The 14179-nt window shown below is 63.2% G+C and carries 14 protein-coding genes; 9 read left to right on the top strand and 5 right to left on the bottom strand.

What is annotated here, in order from left to right; translation table 11 throughout:
* Positions 1 to 106: 106 nt before the first annotated feature.
* From FY528_RS13680 to FY528_RS13665, 4 genes are all read right to left on the bottom strand, one after another.
* A complete protein-coding gene (locus FY528_RS13680) occupies positions 107 to 658 on the bottom strand; it encodes a 2'-5' RNA ligase family protein (protein WP_149071585.1) in 552 nt (183 codons plus the stop codon).
* A 106-nt stretch (positions 659 to 764) separates the two neighbouring features.
* Entirely contained in the window at positions 765 to 2150 is a 1386-nt protein-coding gene (locus tag FY528_RS13675) for a M28 family peptidase (RefSeq protein ID WP_149071633.1), read from the bottom strand.
* Positions 2151 to 2240: 90 nt separating this feature from the next.
* A complete protein-coding gene (locus FY528_RS13670) occupies positions 2241 to 2771 on the bottom strand; it encodes a histidine phosphatase family protein (protein WP_149071584.1) in 531 nt (176 codons plus the stop codon).
* 7 nt (positions 2772 to 2778) lie between these two features.
* On the bottom strand, positions 2779 to 3783 hold the full coding sequence (locus FY528_RS13665) for a DUF1028 domain-containing protein (RefSeq protein WP_149071583.1): 1005 nt from the start codon (positions 3781 to 3783) through the stop codon (positions 2779 to 2781).
* A 147-nt stretch (positions 3784 to 3930) separates the two neighbouring features.
* Here FY528_RS13665 and FY528_RS13660 point away from each other — a divergent pair, with 147 nt between their 5' ends.
* The 4 genes from FY528_RS13660 (at position 3931) to FY528_RS13645 (ending at position 8206) form a co-directional block, all read left to right on the top strand.
* On the top strand, positions 3931 to 4614 hold the full coding sequence (locus tag FY528_RS13660; protein WP_149071582.1) for a response regulator transcription factor: 684 nt from the start codon (positions 3931 to 3933) through the stop codon (positions 4612 to 4614).
* A gap of 205 nt (positions 4615 to 4819) precedes the next feature.
* The gene (locus FY528_RS13655; protein WP_149071581.1) at positions 4820 to 6418 is read left to right on the top strand and encodes a serine hydrolase; all 1599 of its coding nucleotides are present in this window, start codon (positions 4820 to 4822) and stop codon (positions 6416 to 6418) included.
* 164 nt (positions 6419 to 6582) lie between these two features.
* Positions 6583 to 7926, top strand: a complete 1344-nt coding sequence (locus tag FY528_RS13650) for a sensor histidine kinase (RefSeq protein ID WP_149071580.1) — start codon at positions 6583 to 6585, stop codon at positions 7924 to 7926.
* Positions 7927 to 7996: 70 nt separating this feature from the next.
* Complete coding sequence (locus FY528_RS13645) at positions 7997 to 8206, top strand: hypothetical protein (RefSeq protein WP_149071579.1); 210 nt, start codon at positions 7997 to 7999, stop codon at positions 8204 to 8206.
* Positions 8207 to 8229: 23 nt separating this feature from the next.
* Here FY528_RS13645 and surE read toward each other — a convergent pair whose 3' ends face one another.
* Positions 8230 to 9093 (bottom strand): 5'/3'-nucleotidase SurE, encoded by an 864-nt coding sequence (gene surE / locus FY528_RS13640; RefSeq protein ID WP_373281620.1) that lies wholly within the window; start codon positions 9091 to 9093, stop codon positions 8230 to 8232.
* 107 nt (positions 9094 to 9200) lie between these two features.
* Here surE and FY528_RS13635 point away from each other — a divergent pair, with 107 nt between their 5' ends.
* The 5 genes from FY528_RS13635 (at position 9201) to FY528_RS13615 (ending at position 14155) form a co-directional block, all read left to right on the top strand.
* A complete protein-coding gene (locus FY528_RS13635) occupies positions 9201 to 9848 on the top strand; it encodes a hypothetical protein (protein ID WP_149071577.1) in 648 nt (215 codons plus the stop codon).
* Positions 9849 to 9949: 101 nt separating this feature from the next.
* Positions 9950 to 10384: a DoxX family protein gene (locus FY528_RS13630; protein WP_149071576.1), complete on the top strand. Its 435-nt coding sequence runs from the start codon at positions 9950 to 9952 to the stop codon at positions 10382 to 10384.
* A gap of 65 nt (positions 10385 to 10449) precedes the next feature.
* On the top strand, positions 10450 to 12243 hold the full coding sequence (locus FY528_RS13625) for a M14 family metallopeptidase (RefSeq protein ID WP_149071575.1): 1794 nt from the start codon (positions 10450 to 10452) through the stop codon (positions 12241 to 12243).
* A 245-nt stretch (positions 12244 to 12488) separates the two neighbouring features.
* Complete coding sequence (locus tag FY528_RS13620; RefSeq protein ID WP_149071574.1) at positions 12489 to 13211, top strand: class I SAM-dependent methyltransferase; 723 nt, start codon at positions 12489 to 12491, stop codon at positions 13209 to 13211.
* Between the two features lie 50 nt (positions 13212 to 13261).
* The gene (locus FY528_RS13615; RefSeq protein ID WP_149071573.1) at positions 13262 to 14155 is read left to right on the top strand and encodes an ABC transporter ATP-binding protein; all 894 of its coding nucleotides are present in this window, start codon (positions 13262 to 13264) and stop codon (positions 14153 to 14155) included.
* The last annotated feature ends 24 nt before the right edge of the window (positions 14156 to 14179 follow it).

The following is a 14179-nucleotide window of genomic DNA, read 5'->3' as shown; positions in this document are numbered from 1 at the left end:
GTACTGCTCTAGCCGTACGAGGTTTTTTCATGTTTACACTGCAACGCAGCAGGAATATAAATGGCGCTAAGCGCCGCAATTTGACCGGATAAGCTGCGTGGCAAAATTAGTTTTGGGGAGTAAGTGAAAACTCTGCCGCAATTTCCCAGGCAGTACCTGAATGCCGGAATAGCGTGAGACCAGCTACCGGAAACGTAGCTGAATAAACCCGTGCGGCAAAAAGTTGCCGGAGCGTATTTATCTGATCCGCCGGCAGGTCGCGGGTAGCCAGGGTCATGTGCGGGGTAAACGGTCGTTTCTCCGGCGGAATTTCAACGCCCTTGTCTCGACACCATTTCGACAGGCGCGCATTAAATTCCTGCAGAATAATTTTCGTTTCAACCCGGACAAACAGCGTGCGGTTTTCAAACCAATCGAAGTTTCTGAGCGTCACGGCAAATTCTTTCTGCTGCGCCGCAAAAGCGCTGAGGACGGGGTACACCTCCTGGGCAAAGGTGGCGGGCCGGTGCAGCGGCGGCCAGAGCGTAATGTGCGGGCGTAACCGAATGGCATTGCGGCTCCCGGTCAGGTGGTGTAGTTCCTGCTTGAGCGCCCACACCTGCCCCAGCACTGGCTCGGGCGGCACAATAACCAATAAATACAGGACCGTTGCTGGCATAGCAGCTTGTTACGTTGTAATGAAAAAAGAGACAGGCCCGGTTGCCAACGTCCTGTTGCAAGGATAGTTGGGAACCGGGCCTTTCGGACGGCGGACTTTTTGCCTTTTACAGCCCGTACTTGCTGAGCAGGTACACCAAAGCCGCCATGCTGGCATTGCCGAGCTCCAGCTCCCGACGGTTTACTTTATCGAAGGTATCGGCGGCGGTGTGGTGGATGTCGAAGTAGCGTTGGGAGTCGCACTCGTAGCCAATCAGCACTTTGGCCTGGTCTTTCAGGGGGCCGATGTCCGTACCACCGTGGCCGGGAGCAATTTCGCCGCTGCCGTAGGGTTGAAACAACGGCTGCCACTGCTGCAGTTGGCGCACGGTGGCTGCCGGCCCCTCAATGCCGAAGCCACGCGGGGTAAACCCTCCCCCATCCGACTCCATAGCGGCCAGGTGCTGCTCCCCGGCGGCTTTGGCCAGCTCGGCGTATTTCAGGCCGCCGCGGTTGCCATTCTCCTCGTTCATGAAGAGTACGGCGCGCACCGTGCGCTCGGGTCGCAGGCCGGTGGCTTTCAGCAGGCGCAGCACTTCCATGCTTTGCACGCAGCCCGTGCCGTCGTCGTGGGCGCCCTGGGCCAGGTCCCAGGAGTCGAGGTGGCCGCCTACGGTAATGATTTCGTTGGGGTACTTCGAGCCTTTGATTTCGCCTACCACATTGTAGCTTTTCACGTCGGGCAGCTCGCGGCAGCTCATTTCCAGCTCGAAGGTGAGCGTAGGGTTGGCTTTCAGCAGAGCACTTAGCTGGTCGGCGCCGTTGGTGCTGAGGGCAGCGGCGGGCACGCGGGTCACGCCGTCTTCGTAGCGCATGGTGCCCGTGTGCGGGAAGTCGTCGTGGGCCAGGGAGAGGCTGCGCACCAGCGCCCCAATGGCCCCGCGCTTGGCCGCTTCGGCGGCCCCGCTGCGGCGCTGGTCGCCGGCTTCCCCGTAGGCCCGGCCCGTTTCGATGTAGGTGGGGTTCATGGGCCGGTTGAAGAACACGATTTTGCCCTTCACCTGCTCGGCCGGCAAGGCGCGCAGCTCCGGTAGGCTCTGCACTTCCACCACCTGCGCCTTCAGCTTGCCGCCCACCGAGCCGCCCAGGGCGCACACGTTAAAGCTCACGGGCTTGCCCTTGCCGGGTTTGGCTTCGGCCTTTTCTTTGGCGCCCCGCTCCCAGTGCGGCACCATCACCTCCTGCAGGTATACCCGGTCGAGGCCCATTTTTTCCATCACCTGCTTGCCCCACTGTACGGCCTGCTCGGCCTGGGGTGAGCCGCTCAGACGGCCGCCAATCTGCCCGGTGAGGTAGCGCAGGTTCTCGTAGCTCTGCCCGCGCAGCAGGGCTTCATCGTAGAGCTTGCGGATGTTGAGGGAGTCGGTTTTGGCGGTGCTGGACTGAGCGGCGGCGGGCAGCGCGAGGCCTGCCAGCAGTAGGCCAGCGGCCAGGGTAGCGCGTAAAAATTGCATCAAAGGAGAAGTAAGAGAAGTTAAGGTCGTGGCCCTAAAGTAACCAGCCGAGGGCAACTGTTGCACGTAAAAGGCAACCTGGCATACGCTTTAGGGCCTGCCCGCCCCGTACCGACGGGCTACGGCGCTGGGAGTTTGGGTGGTATCGGCGGGGAGGGTGACTTGCAGCAAGTAGTGGTACTCATCGTTACCGATGGTGGGTACGGGGCGACGGGCCCCCAGAGCTTCGGCAGTTTCGAGAATGGTATTGGAGTGGCCAACCACCAGCACGGTACGCCCCCGGTAGTCGCGCCGGATGCGGGCGGCCAGAGCGGGCAGCTGTTTGGCATCGTAGGGCAGAATCGGCTGTTTCTTTAGAACGGCCAGTGGCTCGGCCGTGGTGTAGGTGCGCATGGTGTTCGTGGAGAAGATGCCCGCGAACGGCAGCTTGCCCAGCGTGTCGCGCAGGGCCTGGGCGCGCTGCTGGCCGGCGGGGGACAGCGGTGGGTTGGTGAGGCCGGGCGCAAGTTCTTTTTCGGCGTGGCGCACGATGTACACCACGGTAGGCGAGGTGTGTGAGGTGGCGCAGCCGGCCAGCATCAGCAGACTCGCCAGCAAAGTCAGAACGTTCTTGGGTAGCATTCGGGGGCTATTTTAAGGTCAGGATTTGCTGGAGCTCCGCCTCGCTCACGGTCAGCAGGCCTACTTTGGGCAGGCGCTGGGTGAGGGTGCGCCAGTTGGGGTCCTGCTTGAAAATGGGGCGCAGCAGCTTCAGGGCGGCCGGCACCTGCTGCTTGTTGGCCAGGCTGATGGCGTGCCAGTAGCGCATTTCCAGGTTGTCGGGGAAAAGCTTTTCGGCGGCTTCGTACTCGCGAATAGCGCCGGGCACGTCGTTTTTCTCTACGGCCAGGTCGCCGGCATTCATGTGCTCGTAGGCGCGGTGCAGCTGCAAAAGGCGGCGCAGCTCCTTCAGGGGCTCGGCGGCATCGTCCACGCGAAGGTCGATAAGCCGGTCGTCCCAGGGCGCGGTGCTGGCCTGGGCACGTACCACCAGCAACGCCGCGGACTGCCGCCCCCGCACGTCGCCGCCCGCGGCCTGGGCCGCGTCGAGGGCCGCCAGCACCCGCTCGGGAAAGGGCAGCGCGGCGCCCTGCTCGTAGGCGCGGGCCATGGCGCCGGGCACTTTGTCGGTGAGCATCATATTGGCCTGTACCGAGAACTGCGCCCCGGTTTGCTGCCCGGCCATATCAATGCACTTGGCGCCGGTGTGCACGGCTACGTTGCCTTTGCTATCCACTACGGCTACCTGGCGCACGTCGCGGCCTTCGTCGGTGCGCAGCAGCTCATCCAGGGTTTGCTGGGCCGTTTTGCCGCTTTTCAGCAGCGCCAGTCCGCGCGGGCCGAAGGATTTGTTGGTGAACGACTGGGTGGCAATGGCCCCCACCCCGGCCTCGGCCCAGGATACGCTGGTGCCCACGGAAAACCAGTGGCTTTGCACGGCCACGGCCAGGTCGCCGGTTTTCGGGTCGCGGGCCACGATGGAAAACGTGTGGGCCAGCGGGTCGGATTGGGTGTACACCTGGGCGGCCGCGGGCCAGAAAGCTGCTGGTCCGGTCAGCAAGGCCGCGGCCAGAACCCATCGAAAAAAGCGCATAAGCTTTACAGAGATAAATGTGCGGCGGGAAGATAAAGCCTTCGGCGGCACTTTCGGCCGGGGGCTTCATCTACATTTCACGCACGGGGTGCGTATGTTGCAAGGGTAGCCCGGCCGCTACCCGCCCACCCACCTAGCCTGTACCCCATGCACGTTCTGCTCGTCGAAGACGAAAAAAGCCTCCACAACGAAGTGCGCCAGTTTTTGCGCGAGGCCCAATACCTGGTCGATTCGGCCTACACCTACGCCGAGGCCTCGGAGAAAATCTACGTCAACAGCTACGACTTCGTGCTGCTGGACCTGGGCCTGCCCGACGGCGACGGGCTGCAGCTGCTGCGCGAAGCCCGCCAGAACGAGCGGCAGGAAGCGGCCTTCATCATCCTCACGGCCCGTGGTGCCCTCGACGACCGGATCCGGGGCCTCGACCTGGGCGCCGACGACTACCTGCCCAAGCCCTTTTCTTTGCTGGAGCTCACCAGCCGCATGCAGGCCATTGTGCGCCGCAAGTTCGGGCTCAAGCGCCAAGAGCTGACCTTCGGCCCCGGCTTCGTGCTCGATGCCACCGGGCGCACCCTGCGCTACCAGGACCAGGAAATCAACCTAACCAAAAAGGAATTCGACCTGCTGCACTACCTGCTGCTGCACCGGGGCCGCGTGCTCACGCGCCTGCAGCTGGGGGAGCATCTGTGGGGCAACGTGCTGGAAGACGATTCCGACTCCAACTACATCGACGTGCATATCAAAAACCTGCGCAAAAAGCTGGCCCAGTACTCCCCCGCCGACTTCCTCGAAACCGTGCGCGGCATCGGTTACCGGGCCAAGAGTGAATGAGCGAATAGGCGAGTTCAGCCAGGTTGATGTAGAGACGCGAAGTGTCGCGTCTCGTCGGCCGCGCAGTTCCAATGATTACCGTTCAACGTGGAGACGCGAAATGTCGCGTCTCTACATCGTGCGGGAAACTGTTGCGCTGGCGAAAAACCCGCTACTTTGCCGGACCGGTCTGCCGGAGTCTTGCCCATCCTTTTTGCTTTTCCTGATGTATCGACTTTCCTTGCTCGGCAGTTTGCTGGGCCTGCTCCTGCTTGCGCAGCCCGTTGCCGCCCAGGCGCCTGCTTCGCCTGTCACTTCCCCGCCTCTCGACCAGGCTGCCCTGGATGCCGTGGTCAACCGCACGCTTAAGGCCTTCGATGTGCCCGGCATTGCCGTGGCGGTAGTGAAAGACGGGCAGGTGGTGCTGGCCAAGGGCTACGGCGTCAGCTCCCTGGCTACCAAAGCGCCTATGGATGCCAACACGCTGTTCGGCATTGCCTCTAATACCAAGGCCTTCACGGCGGCGGCCCTGGGGCTGCTGGTGGAGGAAGGCAAGCTGCGCTGGGATGACAAGGTGACCGACCACATCCCGGAGTTCCGCATGTACGACCCCTACGTGACGGCCGAGTTTACGGTGCGCGACCTGCTCACGCACCGCAGCGGCCTGGGCCTGGGTGCCGGGGATTTGATGATGTTTCCCGACTCGGCCGACTTCACCATCAAGGACGTGATTCATAACCTGCGCTACTTCAAGCCAGTGTCGTCGTTTCGCAGCAAGTATGACTACGACAACAACCTCTATCTGGTAGCCGGCGAGATTGTGGCGCGCGTAGCCGGGCAGCCCTGGGCCGATTTCGTGGAAACGCGCCTGCTCAAGCCCCTGGGTATGAGCCGCAGCGCCACCCTGTACGCCCGACTGCCCGACCGCACCAACGTCATCGACGGGCATGGGCCGGTGGATGGCAAGGTGCAGGTAGTGCGGCGCGACCTGAACACGCTCATCGGGCCCGCCGGGGGCATGTACAGCAGCGTAAATGACCTGAGCAAGTGGGCCCTGATGCTGCTCGGCGGCCCTGGCGCCCCAGCTTCGCTGCTCAAGCCCACCACCCAGCGCGAGCTGTGGACGCCCCAGACAATTCTGCCCGTCAGCGCGGCGCCTTCGCCCTACAATACGCACTTCGCAGCTTACGGCCTGGGCTGGTTTCTGCGCGACGTGCGCGGCTACAAGGAAGTATCGCACACCGGTGGCGAGATTGGGATGGTAACGAAAGTGCTGCTGATTCCGGAGCTGCGGCTGGGCATCATTGTGCTGACCAACCAGGAAAGCGGCGCGGCCTTCACCGCCGTCAGCAACCACATCGAAGACCACTACCTGGGCGTGCAGGGCCTGGACCGCGTGCAGGAAATGGCAGACCGCATGAGCAAGGCGCAGGGCGCCGACATGCTGGCTACTGCCGCCGTGTGGAAGCAGGTAGCCGCCGCCCAGAAAGCCGCCCCCAAGCGCCCCGACTACGCCCCGCTGGCCGGCCGCTACCACGATGCCTGGCTGGGCGACGTGACCCTCACGGCCCAGGGCCCCCAGCTGTGGCTGCGCTCCGTGCGCGCCCCGCGCCTGCTGGGCCAAGTGCTGCCCTACCGCGGCAATACCTACGTGGTGCGCTGGAAGGAGCGCAGCTTCAACGCCGATGCCTTTGCCTCCTTTACCTTCGACGAGCAGGGCCGGGCCACCGGCTTCAAGATGAAGCCCATTTCCCCGCTCACCGATTTCAGCTACGATTTCCAAGACCTGGATCTGCAGCGCGTGGAAGCTACCACGCAACCGTAGAAGTTTTGGATTGATTTCCTCCGTGCACTGTCCTGCTGAGCGAAGTCGAAGCAGCGCTAGCTCTGGCAAATCAAACAGCGCTACAACGAAGCGGGAGAAATGCTTCGACTCCGCTCCGCAGGACGGCCTAATAAAAAGCACTACCTCTTCACTTTCTCTTTCCCGTGCGCTTAGAAGCCAAGCTGGCCCTGTTCAATGCCCTCTCCAAGCTGCTGCTGGTGGTGCTGGGCGCCCTGGTGATTCCGCCCATTGTGGGGCGTGTGGCCAATGCGCATACCGACCAGCACCTGCACCAGAAAAAAGAGGAAATGCTGGCCCTTATCCGCCGCGACGGGCTGGTAGCCTTCGTGCGCGAAAAGCAGAGCGAAGCCTACGCCGACTACAACATCCTGAAGCAGGAGTACATTTCCATCACCCCCGAAACAACCACGGCCGCCGTACCCAACGAGCGAATTTTTGATGAGCCCCGCCAGGTGGAAAAGGAAATCGAGGATTTCCGGATTCTGAGCTACACTTTTCTGGGGCCGGACCAGCGCACCTACCGCCTTGAAATAGGCAGCAGCCTGGCTACGGTGGAGCTGCTCACGGCCACCCTGCGCCGCATGGCCCTGTGGGTGCTGGTAGTAGGGGCCGCGCTTACCATTGGCACCGACGCGGTATTTGCCCATTACCTGCTGCGCCCCCTGCGCTACCTGATAACCCGAAAGCTACGCGGGGTACGTCATCCATCGGCTTTCACATTTGAGCCGGTTACGACATCCACCACCGACTTCCGGCGGCTCGACGACAGCTTGAACACCATGATGCGGGCCCTGGAATCGGCCTTTGCCAAGGAGCGCGAGTTTATGTCGAACGTCTCCCACGAGCTGCTCACCCCGGTGAGCGTGCTGCAGTCACGCTTCGAGAACATGCTGCAGGACGCCACGCTGCCTGAGGCTCACTCGCTCAAGATTGTGGAGTCGCAGCGGACGTTGTACCGACTGCGTAACACGGTAAAAACCCTGCTGCTGATTGCCAACATTGAAAATGCCCGCTACCTGCGCGACGAGGCCGTGCCCCTGGCCTCGGTGCTGGCCGAAGTAGCCGAAGAGCTGGACGACCGGCTGCAGCAGCGCGACATCAGCCTGACGGTGGACCTGCAGCCCGAGTACGTAGTGCCGCGGGCCAACCGCACCTTGCTTTTCACGCTGTTGCTCAACCTGCTCAGCAACGCCGTGAAGTACAACCGTACCGGTGGTAGCATTGCGGTGCTGGGGCGCCCCACGGCCAACGGGGGCTACGCGGTACGCGTGCAGGATACGGGGCCGGGCATTGCGCCCGAAAACCTGCCTCACTTGTTTGACCGGTTCCGGCGCTTTGCCGGCGGTACCGGAGCCCCCGAAGGCTACGGCCTGGGGCTGCCCATTGCCCGCACCATTGCGGCTTTCCACGAAGCCACGCTCACCGTAGAATCAACGGTAGACCAGGGTACCACGTTTGTCCTGACGTTTGGTTCGGAAGAGCTATAAACCAGCTTCATGCTGATTTCATAGAGCCCCTTGCATATTCGGGTCTCTGGCCTTTTCCTGCCTCCCACCCGTGGCGCGTTTCCCCAAATCTTCTTTCCTGCTGCTGGCCCCGGCCCTGCTCCTGCTAGCACTGCTGGGGCTGGCCCTGAGCCTGGAATACGCCCGCCCCACGGCCGGGCATCTCCCGCGCCCCCTCGTGCGCCATATTCCCGTGGTGCGCAAGCACCCGGGCCCGCTCCACCCCCGCAAGCACGTAGGTCGGCCGCATCACACCTCCTAACCACCGGCCCCGGGCCGGCAGTGTCAGGGGTTCACCACGCCGTAGTCCTCGGGCTGAATGGGCCGGGCCGGCGGCAACGAAGCAGGCTCGGGGTGACCGGGCAGGTGCAGCTGCCACTGCTCCTCCAGCTGCGCCAGGCCCCGATAGGCCGTCAGGTCGAACTGGCAGGGCACCACCGATACGAAGTTGTGCGCCAGCGCCCACTCATCGGTGTCTTCGCCCTGATCGTGGTTGACGAAGGCCCCGCGCAGCCAGTAGTAGGGGCGGTTATATGGGTCGTGGCGCAGGTCAAACTCTTCCTGCCACTTGGCCCGGGCCTGCCGGCAAAGGCGGATACCTGCAATGGGCGTGTCGGAAACCTTGGGAATATTCACGTTCAGGGCCACGCCCGCCGGAATGCCCTGGGCCAGCGCCTGCCGGGCTATGTGCTCTACCCACTCCTCGGTGTGGGCAAACCGGGCGTTGTGCCCGTACTCACACAGCGAAAAGCCAATGGCCGGCAGCCCCTCAATAGCGGCTTCAATGGCGGCCGACATCGTACCCGAGTAGAGCACATTTACCGAGGAGTTGGAGCCGTGGTTGATGCCGGATACCACTAGGTCGGGGCGCCGGTCTTTGAGGACGTGGTGCTTGGCCAGCTTTACGCAGTCGGCGGGAGTGCCGCTGCATTCATAGGCCTCGATATCGGCAAAAATGGTGCTGCGGTCGAGGCGCAGCGGGTGGCCGATGGTGATGGCGTGGCCCATGCCCGACTGCGGGGAGTTAGGCGCTACCACCACCACTTCGCCCAGGCGGCGCATCACGCGCACCAGGGTGGCAATGCCGGGGGCCGTGATGCCGTCGTCGTTGGTTATCAGAATCAGGGGCTTAGCGGCGGAGTCAGGCATGAGCATCAGTAGATAAGGCAAAAAAGACGAAGCAAAGGTAGAACGCAGGCAGACCTGGTCCGCTACCCTGGTATCAACAACGTGCCAACCGGTGCGTATGTTGGGGCGTGAAATCTACCCTGACCTTCCTGGCCGCGGCGCTGGCGGTGGGCGCGCTGCTCATCGGCTGCGAAGAATCTGCCTCCCGCCGCCCCGCCTCCCCGGCAACCCAGCCCGGCGTTGCCACGCCCCAGCAGATGCCGCCGACGCCTACCCCAGCCCCCGCCGCCCTGCCCCCCGCGCCCGACTCTCTGCACCTGCTGGCTCCCGGCCGGGTGGGTATGTTGCGCCTCAACATGCGGGAAAGTGCGCTGCGGGAGTTGGTTCCGGCCCACCTGCTGCGCCGCACTACCCGGCAGCTGGAAGGCATCGATTACCCCGGGTATGAGCTGCAGGACCCCGAGCACCCCACGGCCCCGCCCCTGCTGCTGGAGCTGGTCGGCGACGAGGAAGAAGGCTACCGCCTCTGGCGCGTGCAGGTAACCAGCCCCCACTACCGTACGGCCGAGGGCGTGGGCGTGGGCTCCCCGGTTGGGTTGGCCCGCTCCCGCTACGGTATCAACACGGTGGAGCTGGCCGACGCCGGGCTGGTAGCCGTTTCCGACGAGGTGCGCATGTCCTGGCAGTTGGATGGCAAGGACCTGGACCGCGTGCCCCGACAGCCCCGCGACCTGCCCCCCGCCACGCCCATCCGCGGGGTATTACTTTTCCGCTAGGCTTGTGGGGCACGGCGCGGCATTCCGCCCTAAAACGTGTACTTTGGCCGCGCCGGCTTCCCACCTCGCTCTTCCCACCGTTCCGCCGGTCGTATTTCCCTATGAAATTCTTTTCCAACATCTACCGCTTACAGGATTTTGGGCTGTTGCTGCTGCGGGTAGGACTGGGCGTAATGTTCACCATCCACGGCTACCCCAAGCTCATCGGCGGTCCGGAAAACTGGACTTCACTGGGCGAAACCATGGGGACGTTGGGTATCCATTTCGCGCCGGCTTTCTGGGGCTTCCTGGCGGCCGTTGCGGAGGCCGTGGGCGGGCAGCTGCTGGCGCTGGGGTTGTTTTTCCGGGTGGCCTGCCTGCTCTTACTCTGCACCATGATCATGGCCACCATTAGCCACCTCAGCCAGGGCGAAGGGTTTTCCGGCTACTCCCACGCCCTCGAGTCGGCGTTTGTGTTTGCGGGGCTGCTCTTTGTGGGCCCCGGCCGCTACAGCCTCGACCAAGCCCTGTTTCCGGCACCCCGCCGCCGCTACTAGCCTATCCGGGTATTTTGCCCCGCTGTGCGCCGAAGCTCAATTTTTTCGGCGCTTTCCCTTCCACTATGTTTTCAGTATTACTTGCCGCCCTGCTGGCGGGCTCCCCGACTGCCACCGTTCCCTTTCCTCAACCAACTAGTTCCGTAGCAGCTGCTGACTGGCTTACACCTTTTGAGAAAGGTAATGGCAACACCACCGCTACTTACCAGGAGTGCATCGACTATTACCAGCGCCTGGATACCAGGTACGCGGAAGTAACCATGCGCCGGGCAGGCACCACTGACTCGGGCCGGCCCCTGCACGAAGTCGTTATTTCGGCCGACGGCCAGAATGACCCCGTGGGCACCCGGGCGGCCAAGCGCCAGGTGGTGCTTATTCAGAATGGTATTCACCCCGGCGAGCCAGAAGGTATTGATGCTTCCATGATGCTGGCCCGCGACCTGGTGCGGGAGCCGGCGCTGCGGCCCCTGCTCGACCACCTCACGGTCGTCATCATTCCTATTTACAACGTGGATGGGGCCCTGAACCGCAACTCCACTTCCCGCGCCAACCAGAACGGGCCGGAAAGCTTCGGTTTCCGGGGCAATGCCCGCAACCTCGACCTGAACCGCGACTACGTAAAGCAAGACTCGCGCAATGCGCAGTCGTTTGCCGACCTGTTTCAGAAATGGCAGCCCGAGGTGTTTGTGGATACCCATACCTCCAACGGCGCCGACTACCAGTATACCATGACGCTCATTGCCACGCAGAAAGACAAGCTGCACCCGGCCTTGAGTGCCTACCTCACCGGCCGCCTGCTGCCCTCCCTCTACCAGGGCATGGAGCAGCGCCAATGGCCCCTGACGCCCTACGTAGACTTTGAGGGCCGCACCCCCGATGCCCGGGGCCTGCAGGGCTTTCTGGAAACGCCACGCTACTCCTCCGGCTACGCGGCCCTGTTCAACACCATTGGGTTTATCACCGAAACCCATATGCTGAAGGCCTACCGGCCCCGCGTAAAAGCCACCTACGACTTTCTGTATCTGCTGCTCCAGCAGCTGCACCTGAGCGCGGAGGAGCTGGGCAAGGCCCGGGCCGAGGCCAACCGCCAGACTGCCGCCCAGCAAACCTTCCCGCTGGTGTGGCAGCTGGACACCACCCGCGCCGAGACCCTCCAGTTCCGCGGCTATGAGGGCCGCACCAAAGCCAGTGAGGTCAGCGGCCTGCCCCGCCTCTACTACGACCAGAAGGCCCCGTACACCAAACCGGTAAAGTACTTTAATACCTTCCGGCCCGCCGTGCAGGTGCAGGCCCCGCAAGCCTACGTGCTGCCCCAGGCCTGGGGGGAAGTAGCCGAGCGGCTGCGGCGCGGGGGCGTGCAACTGCGCCGCCTGTCGCGCGACACCACCCTTACAGCCGAAGTATATTACTTAGGCGACTTTGCCACCGTGCCCCGCCCCTACGAGGGCCACTACCTGCACAGCCGCCTACAGGTGCGCCAAGAGCAGCAGAAGCAGCGCTTTTACCGCGGCGACTACGTGGTGAGCCTCGACCAGCCCCACCGCCGGTTTGCCATCGAAACGCTGGAGCCCCAGGCCACCGACTCGTTTTTTGCCTGGGGCTTCTTCGACAGCGTGCTGCAGCAAAAAGAACACTTCTCCGACTACGTATTCGAAGATGTGGCCGCCGACCTGCTCCGCCGCGACCCTAAGCTGCGCCAGCAGCTGGAGGAGCGGAAGAAAGCTGACCCGGCCTTCGCCAAAAGCGCCAGTGCCCAGTTGGAGTTTGTATATCGCCACTCGCCCTACTGCGAGCCTTCCCACCTGCGCTACCCGGTGGTGCGCTGGCAGGGCGGCGCCCTGAACACGACGGGCGATTAAGCCGCCTGGCCCCCGCGCTTACCGGCGCCCGGCCTGCCGGACTTTGCCAGGCCGCTTTTCTTGTACCGGCCATTTCCGGTTGGCTTACCGGCCCGGTCAGACAACAACATCAAGGAAAGGCGCTACCTTGGCCAAACCAGCGCTATCCGGTATTGGACGCTCTTTCGCGTTGTTTAACCTGTACGTTTCTCCTTGCCCATGAAACCTGAAGCCCTCCTGGAAGTATACGATGCTGCGTATGCAATATGCTCAGCCAGTTTCCCGGTGTACCCCGAGCGGGCCTCGACAAGTCGCCGGGGATGCTCGGCGAGGCCCAGCGCGCCAACCCCGACGCGCTGTTTCTGCAAGAAGGCGACTTTCGTGATGCCCACCCCGAATGGCGGGAGGCTTGGTCCCTGGTGTCCTGCATGTGGGGCGCCTACATCTACGTCGACTCCGTGGCGGAAGTCGAGCAGGTAGTGGCCAACCTCATTGCCTGGACCCAGCCCGGTGGGCACGTCTACCTGCCCGTCATCGATGGGGAGGACATGAGCCGGCCGATGCCCAAATACGAGGAGGTGGTTATCGGCTTTGGCGGGCTGACGCGGATGGTTGCCTCCGTATGGGACTGGCACGAGTACGAAACCGGGCAGCTGCACAAGCAGCTGATTTCCCCTCATCCTGACCACTTGCTGCGCCTCATGGCGCCCCACTTCGAGCACCTGGAGCTGCTGCGCTTTCCGGTTCCCGCTCCTGAATGGCCTTCGCGCAAGGCTATCCTAGCCAGCGGCCGACGGGCGCAGCCTAATCCAGCCCAACCGGCCACCATTACTTACCAGTCCATTCCTTCCTCGCCTTTTTTGCCGGCAGAGCTTACCCCCCAGGACCAGGCAGCCAAGCTACCTTACCAGGTGCTGATAGCCGAGCTGGCGCAGCGCTTCCGGCCGGCTCATTTGCTGCCGGCCCTGAAGCGGCGGCTGGGCATGTAGGCGGGCTTCAGAACCTTTTCCACGTTAGCGAAGCGCCACCCATTAGCCTTATGGTACTTGAACTCGACCACCTTTCCAAGCGCTACGGCGGCACCGAAGCCCTGCGTGACCTGACCCTGCACGTACCGGCGGGCAGCGTGTATGGCCTGCTGGGGCCCAATGGCTCGGGTAAAACTACCACGCTGGGGTTGGCCCTGGGAGTGCTGAACCCCACGGCCGGCGCGGTACGGTGGTTTGGGCAGGCGCTGTCGGCGGCCAGTAAGCGCCGCGTGGGCGTGCTGCTCGAAACGCCCAATTTTTATCCCTACCTCTCGGCCCGCCAGAACCTGCAAGTGGTGGCTGAAGTAAAGCGTGCCCCAACCAGCCAGCTAGACGAAGTGCTCGAAACCGTTGGGCTGCGCAACCGCCAGCACGACGCTTTTCAGGGGTTTTCCCTGGGCATGAAGCAGCGCCTGGCTCTGGCTTCCACGCTCCTGGGCCAGCCCGAAGTACTGGTGCTGGATGAACCCACCAACGGCCTCGACCCGCAGGGCATTGCCGAGGTACGGACGCTGGTGCAACGCCTGGCCGCCGAGGGCAAAACCATCATTCTGGCCAGCCACCTGCTCGATGAGATAGAAAAAGTGTGCACCCACGTGGCGGTGCTGCAACGCGGACAGCTACGTGCCGCCGGGGCCGTGCGTGACATTCTCACCAGCGCCGACCGGGTAGTGCTGCGCCCCGGCCCCGCCAGTTCTCTGCAAGCTCTCCGCGAAGCCCTGGCCCAACTACCCTGGATATCGGATGTGCAGGCCGAAGCCGAAGGCCGGGTGAGTGTCGTCCTGGATTCGGCCCACGACCCGGCGGCCCTGAATGAGGCCCTTTTCCGGCAGGGCATCGTGCTGGCGGGGCTGGAACTCCGCCACCGCAGCCTGGAAAGTCAGTTCCTGGCTCTAACGAGCTAGCAGACCAACTCCCACACACCATTT

The organism is Hymenobacter lutimineralis, from assembly GCF_008271285.1.
GTDB classification, from domain to species: domain Bacteria; phylum Bacteroidota; class Bacteroidia; order Cytophagales; family Hymenobacteraceae; genus Hymenobacter; species Hymenobacter lutimineralis.
Note: the sequence above shows the minus strand (reverse complement) of the source record. Positions and strands in the feature narration are given on the sequence as shown.